15 protein-coding genes are annotated in these 13,216 nt (G+C 66.1%); 7 read left to right on the top strand and 8 right to left on the bottom strand.

What is annotated here, in order from left to right; genetic code table 11:
• The first annotated feature begins 15 nt into the window (after positions 1-15).
• Positions 16-549: a MaoC family dehydratase N-terminal domain-containing protein gene (locus ACE3TJ_RS11225; protein ID WP_374596145.1), complete on the top strand. Its 534-nt coding sequence runs from the start codon at positions 16-18 to the stop codon at positions 547-549.
• The gene (locus ACE3TJ_RS11220) at positions 546-1,025 is read left to right on the top strand and encodes a hypothetical protein (RefSeq protein ID WP_374596144.1); all 480 of its coding nucleotides are present in this window, start codon (positions 546-548) and stop codon (positions 1,023-1,025) included. Before ACE3TJ_RS11225 ends, ACE3TJ_RS11220 begins: the two co-directional genes overlap by 4 nt.
• A 15-nt stretch (positions 1,026-1,040) precedes the next feature.
• Here the strand turns inward: ACE3TJ_RS11220 and ACE3TJ_RS11215 are convergent, their stop codons facing one another.
• Genes ACE3TJ_RS11215 through ACE3TJ_RS11205 form a run of 3 tightly spaced genes read right to left on the bottom strand, consistent with a single transcriptional unit; the run spans position 1,041 to position 4,505 of the window.
• Entirely contained in the window at positions 1,041-1,814 is a 774-nt protein-coding gene (locus ACE3TJ_RS11215; protein ID WP_374596143.1) for an SDR family NAD(P)-dependent oxidoreductase, read from the bottom strand.
• Between the two features lie 29 nt (positions 1,815-1,843).
• Positions 1,844-3,049 (bottom strand): acetyl-CoA acetyltransferase, encoded by a 1,206-nt coding sequence (locus ACE3TJ_RS11210; RefSeq protein WP_374596142.1) that lies wholly within the window; start codon positions 3,047-3,049, stop codon positions 1,844-1,846.
• Complete coding sequence (locus ACE3TJ_RS11205; protein ID WP_374596141.1) at positions 3,042-4,505, bottom strand: 3-oxoacyl-[acyl-carrier-protein] synthase III C-terminal domain-containing protein; 1,464 nt, start codon at positions 4,503-4,505, stop codon at positions 3,042-3,044. Before ACE3TJ_RS11205 ends, ACE3TJ_RS11210 begins: the two co-directional genes overlap by 8 nt.
• Before the next feature lie 158 nt (positions 4,506-4,663).
• On the opposite strand from ACE3TJ_RS11205, the gene ACE3TJ_RS11200 reads away from it, so the two are divergent.
• Positions 4,664-5,053, top strand: a complete 390-nt coding sequence (locus tag ACE3TJ_RS11200) for a PaaI family thioesterase (protein WP_374596140.1) — start codon at positions 4,664-4,666, stop codon at positions 5,051-5,053.
• A 9-nt stretch (positions 5,054-5,062) separates the two neighbouring features.
• Here the strand turns inward: ACE3TJ_RS11200 and ACE3TJ_RS11195 are convergent, their stop codons facing one another.
• On the bottom strand, positions 5,063-5,863 hold the full coding sequence (locus ACE3TJ_RS11195; RefSeq protein ID WP_374596139.1) for a crotonase/enoyl-CoA hydratase family protein: 801 nt from the start codon (positions 5,861-5,863) through the stop codon (positions 5,063-5,065).
• A 105-nt stretch (positions 5,864-5,968) separates the two neighbouring features.
• Here ACE3TJ_RS11195 and ACE3TJ_RS11190 point away from each other — a divergent pair, with 105 nt between their 5' ends.
• The 3 genes from ACE3TJ_RS11190 to ACE3TJ_RS11180 all read left to right on the top strand — a co-directional run bounded on the left by ACE3TJ_RS11190 (position 5,969) and on the right by ACE3TJ_RS11180 (position 9,064).
• On the top strand, positions 5,969-6,868 hold the full coding sequence (locus ACE3TJ_RS11190; RefSeq protein ID WP_374596138.1) for a LysR family transcriptional regulator: 900 nt from the start codon (positions 5,969-5,971) through the stop codon (positions 6,866-6,868).
• A gap of 89 nt (positions 6,869-6,957) precedes the next feature.
• Complete coding sequence (locus ACE3TJ_RS11185; protein WP_374596137.1) at positions 6,958-8,091, top strand: acyl-CoA dehydrogenase family protein; 1,134 nt, start codon at positions 6,958-6,960, stop codon at positions 8,089-8,091.
• Between the two features lie 4 nt (positions 8,092-8,095).
• Positions 8,096-9,064 (top strand): acyl-CoA dehydrogenase family protein, encoded by a 969-nt coding sequence (locus tag ACE3TJ_RS11180; RefSeq protein WP_374596136.1) that lies wholly within the window; start codon positions 8,096-8,098, stop codon positions 9,062-9,064.
• Here ACE3TJ_RS11180 and ACE3TJ_RS11175 read toward each other — a convergent pair.
• From ACE3TJ_RS11175 to ACE3TJ_RS11160, 4 genes are all read right to left on the bottom strand, one after another.
• Positions 9,059-9,541 carry an Lrp/AsnC family transcriptional regulator gene (locus ACE3TJ_RS11175; protein ID WP_374596135.1) on the bottom strand — a complete coding sequence of 161 codons (483 nt, stop codon included), beginning with the start codon at positions 9,539-9,541 and terminating at the stop codon, positions 9,059-9,061. The two genes, ACE3TJ_RS11180 and ACE3TJ_RS11175, sit on opposite strands and share 6 nt — an antisense overlap.
• Positions 9,538-10,011: an Lrp/AsnC family transcriptional regulator gene (locus ACE3TJ_RS11170; RefSeq protein ID WP_374596134.1), complete on the bottom strand. Its 474-nt coding sequence runs from the start codon at positions 10,009-10,011 to the stop codon at positions 9,538-9,540. Before ACE3TJ_RS11170 ends, ACE3TJ_RS11175 begins: the two co-directional genes overlap by 4 nt.
• 66 nt (positions 10,012-10,077) lie before the next feature.
• Positions 10,078-10,902 carry an alpha/beta fold hydrolase gene (locus ACE3TJ_RS11165; RefSeq protein WP_374596133.1) on the bottom strand — a complete coding sequence of 275 codons (825 nt, stop codon included), beginning with the start codon at positions 10,900-10,902 and terminating at the stop codon, positions 10,078-10,080.
• Positions 10,903-10,922: 20 nt separating this feature from the next.
• Positions 10,923-12,131 (bottom strand): flavin-dependent monooxygenase, encoded by a 1,209-nt coding sequence (locus ACE3TJ_RS11160; RefSeq protein WP_374596132.1) that lies wholly within the window; start codon positions 12,129-12,131, stop codon positions 10,923-10,925.
• A gap of 109 nt (positions 12,132-12,240) precedes the next feature.
• On the opposite strand from ACE3TJ_RS11160, the gene ACE3TJ_RS11155 reads away from it, so the two are divergent.
• Entirely contained in the window at positions 12,241-13,176 is a 936-nt protein-coding gene (locus ACE3TJ_RS11155; RefSeq protein ID WP_374596131.1) for a VOC family protein, read from the top strand.
• The last annotated feature ends 40 nt before the right edge of the window (positions 13,177-13,216 follow it).

Here is a 13,216-nt window from a genome sequence, read left to right as displayed (position 1 = left end):
TCGGCGGCCGGTGAGATGAACCGGGAAGCCGGCCCCGCCGATGCGCTGGACGAGGCTGTCGTCCGGCTGATCGGCAAGCCGCAATATGTGTCGGATCTCGGTATCACGGCCAATGCGCTGTCGGTGCGCGCCATGTGCGCGGCGGTGGAAAACGCCGGCCCCGTGCACTGGAACGAGGCGGAGGCCTCAGCCGTGCTGGGCGCGCCTTACACGCCGGCGACGATGCTGGCCGCCTGGGGCCGGCCCGAGCTTTGGGAGCCTGGCCAGAGCGAGCCGCTACGGGCGCTGCAGGCGCATTTCGATCTCAAGGACCTGCTTGGGTATCCGGCCTCGGTCGCGGTGTCGAACAGCCTCATTTTCTACGCGCCGGTGAAGATCGGCGACCGGCTGCGGACGCAGCAGGTCGTTCGGGACATCGGCGACATCAAGGACACGAAGCTGGGACGGGGTCGCTTCTGGACGGTCGAGATGCAGTATCTCGATGAGGCCGGCGATCTGGTCGGGGTCGAGCGCTACGAATTTTTCGGATTTCGAAAGGACGCGCCGTGACGCAGCTGCTGATCGCGGACGTCGCGGTGGGTGCGGCGCTTCCGGCGTTGACCTACGAAGTGACCGCGACCCGGCTGATCGCCGGAGCGCTCGCAAGCCGCGATTACTCGCCGCTCCATCACGACCGCACCTATGTCGTCGATGTGGCGGGGCAGCGCGACATCTTCGCCAACACCCAGTTTCAGGCCGCGCTCATCGAGCGCTATCTCGGCGATTGGTCCGGCCCGCTGGGGCGAATCGCCCGGATGCAGTTCCGGATGAAGTCGTCCATCTTCGCGTGCGATCGCGTGCTGCTCGGCGGCAGCGTCGAACAGGTGCTTGCCGAAGGGCCGTGCGGTGCCTCGGCGGCGGTCAACATCACCCTGTCGGTGGAGGGCCGGCTCGCGACGACGTGCGAGGCGCTGTATGCTCTGCCGGCGTCAGCGGGCGACAATCCGTGGGCGCGGCACGGGAAGCAGTGGCTTCAGCCGGATTGAGCGCGCACAATCCTCCTACGCAGTGATGTGAAACCCGCCGTCGATGCCGATATGCTGCCCTGTGATGTACGCGGCGGCGTCGGACAGGAAGAAGCAGGTCGCCGGTGCGACGTCCTCGGGTGTGGAAAAGCGGCCGAGCGGGATCGCTTCGAGATAGCGGTCGCGAAACTTGTCCTGCCGGATGGTCTCGGTCATTGCGGTTTCGACGAGGCCATAGCAGACGCTGTTGACGTTGATGTTATAGCGGCCCCATTCGCGCGCCGCGCTCATCGTCAGCCCCAGCATGCCCGATTTCGCCGCGCCGTAGTTGATCTGCCCGAACGTGCCGCGACGTCCCGCATCGGAGGACACGTTGACGATCGAACCCAGATTCGGATCGCCCCTCTTCGCCTTGTCGACAAGGAAGCGCCCGACGGCCTGCAGGCAGAGGAAGGCGCCGGTCAGGTTCACGTCGATAACCGCCTGCCACTGATCGCGCCGCATGTCCGTGATCATCGCCGCCCTGACGATGCCAGCGTTGTTGAGCAGGCCGTTCACATCGCCGAAGGTCGCGGCGGTTTCCGCGACGACGCCGGCGATGAAATCCTCGGCGGTGATATCGCCCGCGAAGCATTGCACCCGTTTCGCATCCTGCGCGCCGAAACTCTCGTCGAGCGCCGCCGCGTTGATGTCGACAGCGGCGACACGCGCGCCCATCGACAGCGCATGGTCGGCGAGCGCCTTGCCGATGCCTTGCGCCGCGCCGGTGACGATGATGACCTTATTCTCAAGCGATGCCGGATTGTGCACGCGCGCTCCTTCGTGAATGCGATTCGAGATCAGCTGTCCAGCAATCCAAGGATGGAGATGCTGCACACATTATTGTTCGGGAAACCGCCGAGATTATGGGTCAGCGCCCGGCGCGGCCGCGAAAGCTGGCGATCGCCGGCGCGGCCGAGCAGCTGGTTGTAGCTCTCGTAGACCATGCGCAGTCCCGAGGCGCCGATGGGGTGGCCGAAGCATTTGAGGCCGCCGTCGATGTTGCTCGCGACCTCGCCGTTCGCATCGAACTTGCCTGCGAGGACGTCGCGATAACCTTCGCCGGGTTTGGACAGGCCGAGGTCCTCCATCGTCACCAGCTCGGTGATCGAGAAACAGTCATGCACCTCCACCATGTCGAGTTCGCGCACGGGATCGGTGATGCCGGCCTCGCGATAGGCTTTGGCGGCGGCGATCCGCGTCGTGTGCGCGTAGCTGCCGTCCCAGCCATTGTGCGACATTTCCGAACCATTGCTCAGCGACAATTGCATGGACTTGACGCTGACGAGATCGCCCGTCCGGCCCAGCCGCTTCGCCATTTCCGGGCTGGCCACGATCGCACAGGCCGACCCGTCGCTGACGCCGCAGCAGTCGAACAGGCCGAGCGGGTAGGCGATCATCGGCGCGCTCATGATCGCGTCCTTCGAAAGCCGCCGCCGCAGATGCGCCTTGGGGTTCCTGGCGCCGTTCTCGTGGCTTTTCCACGAAACGTGCGCCATCGCTTCCTTCAGTGTGTCGAACGTCAGCCCGTGGCGCGACATATAGGCGCTCGCGAACTGGGCGAACGAACCCGGCGCGGTCACGCCCGGCTGCCAGAGGTCGTTGAACGTGCCCCTGCTGCGTTCGGGAAGGCCGCCATAGCCGGTGTCCTTCAACTTTTCGACGCCGAGCGCGAGCGCGATGTCGGCCGCGCCGGCCGCGACCGCATAGACGGCGCCGCGCAGCGCTTCCGATCCCGTCGCGCAGAGATTTTCCACGCGCGTCGCGGCGATGTTCGGCAGGCGCAATGTCTGCGACAGCGACAGCGCCGACTTGCCCAGGTTCTGCTCGTCCATCGACAAGCCGAACCAGGCCGCGTCGATCTGGTCGCGGTCGATGCCGGCATCGGCGATGGCTTCGCGGAATGATTCGGCCATAAGGTCTTCGGCGCTGCAGTCCCATCGTTCGCCAAATCGCGAACATCCCATGCCGATGATGGCGACCTTGTCCCTGATGCCCTCAGCCATGCGCCGTTCCTTCTTCTCCATGCACCGGCGCGGCTTTCCAGAAATATCGGTGGAACTGCCGCTTGGGGTCCTTTTCCTTGATGCGGAAAACGAAGCGGACGGGTAGGCCGACGCGCAGCTCGCCCGGTTCGAAATCGGTGAATTCCATCATGATGACGCCGCCGTCGTCGAAGGTGACATTGCCGTACATCAGTGGCGGGTTGGCGGAGACGGCCAGCCAGTCCTCGGTGTAGGATTTGACCGTGCCGACCTTGTGCTCGAAGGGCTCGTCGACCAGCGTGTCGAATTGCCGGCATTCGGGATTGACGCAGCACCGGCCCTTGGGAAATTGCCGTGTCCCGCAGGCCGTGCAAAGGCCGCCCACGAAGCCCGTCGCCGTCTTGCGATGACGATTGAAGGCGGACAGCGCCGTCCGGTTGTCGCGCTCGGCACGAATGCCCCAGTCGATATCGATCTGATCGTTGAACGACAGGAAGCGCAGATAATTGTCGTCATCGACGCCGCCGTCCAGCTGACTGCGGATCGAACGAACGGGTGCCTGCTTGCCGACCGCATCCGTGGTTTCGAACAGCAGTGCCTGACAACCCTGCGCGATGTTCACCAACAGGATCGTCTCGCCGGGCCCGGCCGTCTCCAGCGCGTGGCACAGCAGCAGCAGCGCCTGTGCGGAGCCGGTGTCGCCGCATCCGGCGTCGAGCATGTCGACGAGCCGCGCCTCGGGAATGCCCCCCTGCGCCGCGATCTGGCGCGCGGCGGCGCGACTCGCCCCCGCGAGCACGAGATGATGGATATCGCCGGGGCCCAGATTGGCGGCGGTGAGAATCGCCGCGATTGCCGGCGGCGCCGCCTTCATCTGCCCCTCGTCGCGCACCCAGCGTTCTTCGAGGAGATAGTCGGTCTGCGCCCCGGCGGTGCGGTAGTGGTCGACGAAGTCGGCCGCGATCGAATGCGCGGCAAGGACGCGCGCGATGACATTGTCGGTGCCGGTCGTGACCGCCGCTGCGCCGTGGCCGAGCGACAATTCCTGCACCGATGCCGCCTTTGCCAGCCGCTTTTCGGAAGCTACGGTCAGCGCCGGCCGCTCGCATTCCAGCGCATTGATCAAGGCGGTCACGCCGCAGCCGAGGAAGCCGGTGACGTCGCTGCAGCGGACATCGGCGGACCGGCCGAGCGCTTCGTTCAGGATCACCGAATTGGCACGGTCGGCGAAGGGCGCCGTGGTGCTGGCGAACTGGATGAGGCCAAGCGGCGTGTCATCGGCGCCCGCCAGGCAAAAGCGGCTCGCCTCGACCGCCATCGTCAGGCTGTCCTCGTCATGCGAACAGATGGTGCGCCGACCCTTGCCATGCGCCGCCAGCCCGGGGTTGGCCCATTTGCCCGCATCGACGATCGCCTTGCGCAGGAGCCGCCGCCTCGGGAGATAACCCGCGATCGAGGTGATACCGGTTCTGAACATTTTCTCTCCGCTCTGTCACCCTGCCGCAGGCCGGGCGGTGCGCTGCTGCCAGCCTGCCTAGGAAAGCGGGCGCTCAGGTAAAACTCGTTTAGCGGCGCCGCGAAGGTGAGTATTTCTTGAACCGGTTTCGGGCGTAGCCTTCTCGTTGGGAGGGCGCGGTGGCCGGGAACGACGGGATATCTGGGTTCAATGCGTTGCTGGGCGTTCGCCACCTCGGCATACGCGATGATGGCTACTGGATCGAGATCGAGGCCGGCGAAACCCATCTGCACGACCAGCATCTGGTGCATGGCGGGGTGATCCTGGCGCTGCTCGACACTGCCATGTCGCGCGCGGTCCGCCACGCGCTGGATGTCGGCAGCTACCGGCCGACCATCGAACTGACCGCGAGTTTCCTGCGCCCGCTGACGCCGGGCATCGTGCGCGCCTTTGGCCGTGTGACGCACGCCTCGAAAAGCCTGTCGCGCGTCGAGGGCGGCGTCGTGGATGCCGCGGGGCGGATCGCCGCCACGGGCCGCGCCACCTTCATGAAGGTGGCCGGCGCGTGAGCGGGACCGCTATTGATCGGTGAATTTCGCCGGGCGTTTGGCGACTGCGGCGGCGATGGCTTCGTCGTGATCGGCGGTGTGATGGGCAAGCGCCTGATAGGCCGCCGACAGCTCAAGGAGCGGGCCGAGCTTCATGTCCTGCCCTTCGCGCAGCAAGCGTTTGGCGAGGCGCGTGGCGTGTCCGGGGTTGGCGGCAATCGAGGCGGCGATGGCGCGTGCGCGGTCCATCAGATCCGCCGCTGGCATCGTTTCAGAGATCAGGCCGAATCCAAGGGCTTTGGCGGCATCGATCGTGTCCCCGGTCAGCGTCATCTGGGCGGCGCGCGCCATGCCGATGACGCGCGGCAGCAGCCAGGCGCCGCCGTCGCCGGGAACGAGGCCAAGCTTCACGAAAATCTCCGCGAACACCGCGTCGTCAGCGGCGATGCGAATGTCGCACATCAAGGCAAGGTCGAGTCCGGCACCGATCGCCGGACCGTTGATGGCGGCGATCACCGGCACTTCCAGTTCGTGGAGGGCGGCCGGGATCAGCTGGATCCAGGTGCGGTACTTGTTGCGCAGCGTGTAAGGCGATCCGGCGAACATTCCGGCCTTGTCCTGCATGTGCTTCACGTTGCCGCCGGCGCAGAACGCCTTGCCCGCCCCGGTCAGGATCACGGCCCGGATCGTCGTGTCGCGCGTCACGTCGGCGCAGAAATCCTGTATCTCCTCGCTGTGCGACAGCTCGGAAATGGCGTTTCGCTGGTCGGGGCGATTGAGCGTGGCGGTCACGACGGGGCCGTCACGCTCGACAAGAAGAAATGGGTCCATGGCGCGATCAGCTCCCGTTTGAAGGGTGGGTTGTTAGGCGTCTAGGCAAGGCGTCCTGCAGTCGCCAATATTGATTATCGCGATTGCGATATTTGGGAACTATCGATGGACCTTCGCCAATTACGCTATTTCACGACCTTGGCCGATACGCTGAATTTCCATCGCGCGGCCGAGCGGCTCCACATGTCGCAGCCGCCGCTCACGGTGGCCATCCGCAAGCTGGAGGAGGAGCTGGGAATCCGGTTGTTCATCCGCGAAACGCGCGGTGTCCGGCTGACGGAGGCGGGCCGCGCCGCGCTGCCCGCGGCCCGCGCCGCGCTCGAGCAGGCTGGCCGCGTCCGGGCAGCGGCTACCCACGCGAAGCTGGGCGAGAGCGGGACAATCGCGGTCGGCTTCGTCGGATCGGCGATCAGCGTCGTCCTGCCGCGCATCGTGCCAGCGTTCCGTGCCCGCTTTCCGCACGTCGATCTGCGGCTGGAGGAGATGACGAGCGTCTCGGTCGGCGAGGCGCTGATGGCGGGGCAGCTCGATGTCGGTCTGGTTCGTCTGCCGATGTTGCGGCCAGAGGCGCTCGACATCAGCGTCATCGAACGCGACCGGCTCGCGGTCGCGGTTTCGGATACACACCCAGTGGCGCGGCAATCGGTCGTGGCATTGCCCGAGCTGGCCAGCGAGCCGTTGCTGCTGCATGGCCCTGTCAGCGTGCTGCGAACCGTCGTCCTGCTGGCTTGCCAGCGCGCGGGCTTCACGCCGCGCATCGCTCAGGAGGCGACGCAGGTGCCGACACTGCTCAGCCTTGTGCAGTCCGGCCTTGGCCTCGCGCTCGTTCCGGCGTCGATGGCGCCGATCGCGCCCAAGGGGGTCGTGCTGGTTCCGCTTGCCGAGCCGGTGGAGATCGAGATGGGGGTTGCCTGCCGGCGGGATGCCGGTCCCCTCGTGGGGAATTTCGTCGCCGTGGCCCGCGCGCCTGCCGATACGCAATCGATATCGCTGGGGACGAAGTAAATATTTGAAAGCCGCGCGGCGCGGGGCTCTCTGGTGGGCAACGCTGGAGGCTTCGGCCCCGCCATGGGAGAGGAACACTGTTCGACACCTTGAACCTTGCCGTGCTGCCGGATGAGGAGGAGGCTATCCGCCCGATTGTCCGGGCGCTTGTCGATTCCATCGCCGGAACCCCGGCCGATATCCGCGCCCGGTCGTGGCTGGGGTTCGATGCCGCGTTCAGCCGCAAGCTGGGCGAGGCGGGCCTGCTGGGGCTAACCCTCCCCAAACGCTACGGCGGCGGCGAGCGTAATGCCTTCACGCGGTTCGTCGTCGCCGAGGAGCTCTTGTCGGTGGGCGCCCCCGTCGCGGCGCACTGGATCACAGACCGGCAGAGCGCGCTGCTCATCCTCAATTATGGCACAGAGGCGCAGCGCGGAGCCTATCTGCCGGGCATCTGCCGGGGCGAGATATTCTTCTGCGTCGGCATGAGCGAACCCGGCTCGGGCTCCGATCTCGCCAGCGTCCGCACCCGCGCCGAGCGCACCGCGACCGGCTGGCGCGTCAACGGCCAGAAGATATGGACGAGCAACGCGCAGCACAGCCACTACATGATCGCGCTGGTCCGCACGGGTGCGGCCGACGATCGGCACGCGGGACTGTCGCAGATCATTCTCGACCTCAAGACCCCCGGCATCACCGTCCGTCCAATCGCCGATCTCACCGGCGACGCGCATTTCTGCGAAGTGTTTTTCGAGGATGTCGATCTGCCCGCCGACGCGCTGATCGGCAATGAAGGCGACGGCTGGAAACAGGTTACCGCCGAGCTGGCGTTTGAGCGCAGCGGGCCCGAACGCATTTATTCGAGCGCGGTCCTGCTCGATGGCTGGATTCGGCATTTGCAGGCCGTGGGCCGCGACGATGCCGCGACCTTGGCGCTGGTCGGCGATTTCACCGCGCGGCTCGCGATGCTTCGCGCGATGTCGATCGCCTGCACGGCCCGCCTCGTCGCAGGGGAGAGCCCGGCGGTCGAGGCGGCGCTCGTCAAGGATCTCGGCACCAGTTTCGAACAGCATCTGCCCACCGCCATCGGCGACGACCTCGCCGCCCATCCGGACGAGGCCGTGGATGCCGAGCTGTACCGGACCCTCGCCTATGTCACCCACATGGCGCCGAGCTTCTCGCTGCGGGGCGGAACCCGGGAAATATTGCGCGGCATTATCGCGCGCGGAATGGGATTGAGGTGAGCCGATGAGCGAATTTCTCGAACCCTTCGATCGCATGCTCGAAGCGCTCTGCGATCCCGCGGCGGTGCGGGCCGTCGAGGCGGGGAAGCCCATCGCGGCGATGTGGCAGGGCGTCGCCGAATCCGGTTTTCTCGATGCGCTGGTGCCGGCGGACCATGGAGGTGCCGGCCTTAGCTTGGCCGATGTTCATCCCTTGTGGCAGGCGCTTGGCCGCCGTGCCGTGCCGCTGCCCGTCGGCGACACGATGATCGCGCGGCGCCTGCTGGCGGTCGCCGGGGCGGCGTGCCCCGAAGGGCCCATCGCCATCGCGGAGATTGTCGCGGCGGAGACTGTCCTCTGCTTCGGCGGCGTCGCCACGCATGCGCTCGTCGAAACCGAGGGCCGATTGCATCTCGTTGCGCTCGGCACACTGGCGCCGACGGGCATCGAGGGCAACACGGCGGCGCGCTTCCGCCGCGATATGCTGACCGGAGACGGCATCGCCCCGGCACCCGCCGGCGGACTGCGCGCGCTCGCGGCGCTGCTGCGTGCATCGCTCATCGCCGGCGCTGCCGACCGGCTGATGGCGATGACGGTCGCCTACGCCAATGAGCGCACCCAGTTCGGCAAGCCGATCGGGCGCCAGCAGGCGTTGCAGCAGAATCTGGCAGTGATGACGGAAGACGCGGTGGCCGTGCGGATCGCATCGCAGCTGGGCTGCGCGGGTGCCTTCCCGCCGTCGCTGGCGGCCGCCGCGACCGCGAAGTCGGTCGCGAGTGCCGCCGCAGTGCGGATCGCCGCGACTGCCCATGCTGTGCACGGCGCGATCGGCATCAGCGCTGAACATGATCTCCAGCTCTTCACGCGGCGCCTGCAGGAATGGCGCCTCGCGGACGGTTCGGAAAGCTACTGGAACCGAAAGCTCGGTGCGCTCCGGCTTGCGGCCGCGGCGAGCTCGATGGATTTCATCCGCACGGACATGGCCGCCTTATAGGGTCTCGGGTACGTCGCCTTTGGTGATTCTCACCATCCGGACATTATACTTGAAGGTCTTCGTCACGATGGCGGTCTCGACCTGACGGACGCCTGGCACCGCCAGGATTCGATCCGTGACATGGGCGAGCATTTCAGCCGCGTCGAACAGACACACGGCGAGGATGTTGAAATGCCCCGTCACTGCCATCGCGCAATCGATTTCCGCGATTTCCGCGATGGTGCCGACGACCGCGCGAGCCGCGCCGACCTCGGCCTGAATGCTGATGAACGCCAGCCGCGATTTGCGCGCCATTTCGAGGCCGGTCACGGCGGTGAACGCGATCAGCTGCTCGGCCTGCAAACGCTTGATGCGAACACGCACCGTGCCCTCGCTGACGCCCAGCTGTCCCGCGATCGTCCGGTTCGAAACACGGGCGTCGCACGCCAGCAGCGTGATCAGCCGCATATCGAGATCGTCGAGCCGGATAGCCGTCACGGTCCCGTCTCCGGCTCGATCGGCACGACCCCAAACTGATACTTCACGATATCGACGATGATCGACGTGTCGATGGCATGGATGCCGTCGATCCGGGCGACATGGTCGAGCAGGAAGGTGTCGAGATCGCCGGCGTCGTGCAGCGCGACCAGCATGTCGATGTCGTGGCCACCGCTGACCAGATGCACGGCGAAAACCTCGTCGAGCCCGGCGAGGTCCTGCGCGACCTCCGAAGCGGGCCGGCCGTCGACGGTGATCATCGCGCGCAAAAGCAGATCGAAGCCGTGCGCCGCGAAGTCCGACACGGCGACGACCCGCAGCTGGTTCGCGTCTTCCATGCGGCGGATGCGCGTCGAGACGGTCGCGGCGGTCAGCCCCAACGCCTCGGCGATCTGCTGATTGGTGATCCGGCCGTTGTCCCGCAGTAGGTCGACAATGGCATGATCCGTCGCGTCGAAATGGATGCTCAAGGGCCCGTTCTCCGTCCGCGCGGCACATGCACGCCGCCGCACGGCGCTGTCAACGTGGCGCCTCTCTTAGGAAGACCTCCGCTGTTCGCCAAGGAACCCCGTCACATAGGCATTGAACTCGCCCGCGCGTTCGACCTGCACCCAATGGCCCGTGCGCCGGAAGGTGATCGTCCGGGCATCGCGGCAATTCTCGAGGAACAGGCGCGTGTGCGCCTCGGGGCAGAATTCGTCGTCATGCCCCCACAGCACGAAGATCGGCTTTTCGATCTCGTGCAGCCGCGCGCTGAGGTCCTGCGTCCGCATCCGCGCGAGCACGTCCTTCGGCTGCGTCCGGGCGACGGCGAAGCGCTCGGCGACAAGTTCGTCCGTCAGCCGCCCGGCGAAGTCGGGATGCACGAGGTTCGATATCAACCGCCGCTGTTCGTCCATGTTGAAATCGGGGCCGCCGAAGCCGGACATCATCTTGGCGATGCCCGGCATCGCGAAATAGTCCGTCATCGGCGCGAGACAGCCCGGCGCCATCAGCACGAGCTGATCGACGAATTCGGGATGATCCAGAGTCATCTGCAAGGCGACGCCGCCGCCCAGCGAGTTGCCGACCAGCGCGGCGCGCGCGATGCCGTGCGCGCGAAGCGCCCCGTGAAGCGTGTCGGTGAACAGCCCGAGCGTGTAATCAATGCCTTCGGGCTTGGAGGATGCGCCGTAGCCGATCAGGTCGGGAAGGATGATGCGGTAGCCGGCTGCGACGAAGGCGTCGACATTCTGCCGGAAGTTCGACAGGCCCGAGGCGCCGGGACCGCTGCCGTGGATGAACACGACCGCCGGTCCCGCTCCGGTTTCCTTGATGTGGATGTCGTGGCCGCCGGCCACCCGCACGTTCGTCTCGCGCATGTCTTTCGCTCCCCGCCGTGTCACAAATAGGTGAAGGCCGGCGGCTCGCCCGCCATCGTGCCGAGAAGGTCGGCGGCGCGGGTTCCGGGGTCGTTCGCGACATGCGCCCGCGCTGCGTTCAGGTCGAGCCAGGGCTGCAGGATCGGGCTGGACATGTAGATCGCGCGGCCGCCCAGCAGCTTGACGATATCGTCGACAAGATCGGCGGTCCGCCGCACAACGGTCGCGGACTGATAGGCAAAGAGCGCGCGCCGCTCCATCGGTATCGCCTCGCCCCGTTCAGCATGGCGCATCAGATCGTCGAAGCTGGCGCTCTGCCGCAGTTCGATCTCGTCGATCTCGGCGATGGCGCGCGCGAGCGCGGCGTGGAGCAGGGGGTCGGCCTTCGATGCCTTGCCTGTGTTGGTCGAAACCCGGCTGTTCATGATGTCGATGCCGGCGGCGATGGCGGCGCGCGTGGCCCCGATGGCGGCGGTGGAAACCGCCCGGACGAAAATCTGCGCCCACGGCAAGCGGTAGAGCGGCCCCTGATTCGCCTGTTGCCCGGGATTGACGCAGACGAATCCGTCCGCCGATTTATGGGTGCGATACTCCGGTACGAAGGCCCGCTCGACCTCGATGTCGAAGCTGCCCGTGCCTTGCAGGCCAAACACGTCCCACGTGCCCTTGATCACCCGATAGTCCGATGCGGGCAGCAGGAAGGTGCGCAGGTCAGGCGGCCCGTCCTCGGAGAAATGCAGCGCCCCCAGCAGCACCCAGCCGCAATGGGATGAGCCCGATGAAAAGCCCCAGCGGCCGGAAAGGTAAAAGCCGCCGTCAGCCTTTTCCACCTTTCCCACCGGCTGGTAGGTCGAGGAGACGAGCATGTCGGGGTCGTCTCCCCACACTTCCCGTTGCGCGCGGTCGTCGAACAGCGCGAGCTGATAGGGGTGACAGCCGATCACGCCATAGACCCACGCCGTCGACATGCAGCCTTCCGCCAGCGACTTCTGCACGTCGTAGAAGACATGGGGATGCATCTCATAGCCGCCATGGCGGCGCGGCTGGAGAATGCGAAAGAAGCCGGCATCCCGCATTTCCGCGATCGTGATCGCCGGCACGTCGCCGTCCAGCGTGGTTTGCCGCGCGCGCTGCTTCAGCGTCGGGATCATGGCACGGGCGCGATCGATCAATTCCCCGGCGGTGGGAAACGTCTCCACAGGCGCCTCGGCCGCTGTTGCTCCGACCATTTCCGTCTCTCCCCATGTCACTCAGAGTCGATGTTTGCGAAAAATAATTGACGAATAATACGCATATTGTCAATCCTCACGCACAAGGATCATCCGAAGGGGAGAGAAAATGGCGATTAAGGCCCTTGGCTACGTGGTTATCGAAACGGCGAAGCCGGAAGCGTGGGATGCGTTTTTGACCCGGATCGTCGGCGCGATGCGCGGCGACGACGCACCAGGCGCCGCGCTCTACCGCATCGATGACCGGCCTTTTCGTTTGCGCATCGAAACCGGGTCTGCCGAGCGTCTCGCTGCCGCTGCCTATGAAGTGGACGGCCCCGCTGAACTGGCCGCGCTTCGCGCCCGGTTCGTCGCGGCGGGATTGCCGGTCGAGGACGGCAGTGCCGAGGCGGCGCGAGAACGCTGCGTCACCGCCTTTTTCCGGGCGAGCGACCCGGCAGGCAACCGGCTGGAGTTCTTCCATGGCGGCACGCCCGAACGCACGCCCTTCGTCTCGCCGGCGGGCGTCAGCGGCTTTGTCACCGGCGACATGGGCATGGGCCATGTCGTTTTCGCCGCGCCGAATTTCGCCGAAACGCACGCCTTCTACGAAAGCATCGGCTTTCACGACACGGATGTCGCGCGCTACCGATTCAGCGATGATCCCGCCGACCCAGGCATGGGCTTTACCTTCATGCACGCCGCCAACGGTCGCCATCACTCGCTCGCGCTCGGCGACATCCCCGGGCCGCTGTTCGGCTGCCTCCACGTCATGCTGGAAATGAAAAGTCAGGTCGATGTAGGACGGTGCCACGACCGGATGCGCGCCGCGAAAATTCCGGAAAGCGCCACGATCGGGCGTCATGTGAACGACCGGACGTTCGGCTTCTACATGCAGACCCCGTCCGGCTTCGACATCGAGATCGGCTGCGATCCGCTGGTCATCGATCCCGCGAAGTGGGTGCCGACGGCGCATATGTCGCCAAGCGAATGGGGGCACCGCTGGGCCTGGCAGGACGCGCTGGAGGCGGGAAACGCGGCCGGCGATCCGCCGAAAGCGAGTTGAAGCTTAGCGCGCCGGTCCGTCAATCTTATCGCTGAGAGGC

The sequence above is a fragment of the Sphingosinicella sp. genome, from assembly GCF_041916975.1.
Lineage (GTDB): Bacteria > Pseudomonadota > Alphaproteobacteria > Sphingomonadales > Sphingomonadaceae > Sphingosinicella.
The sequence above is the reverse complement of the archived record's forward strand: the minus strand, read 5'-3'. Positions and strand labels throughout refer to the sequence as shown.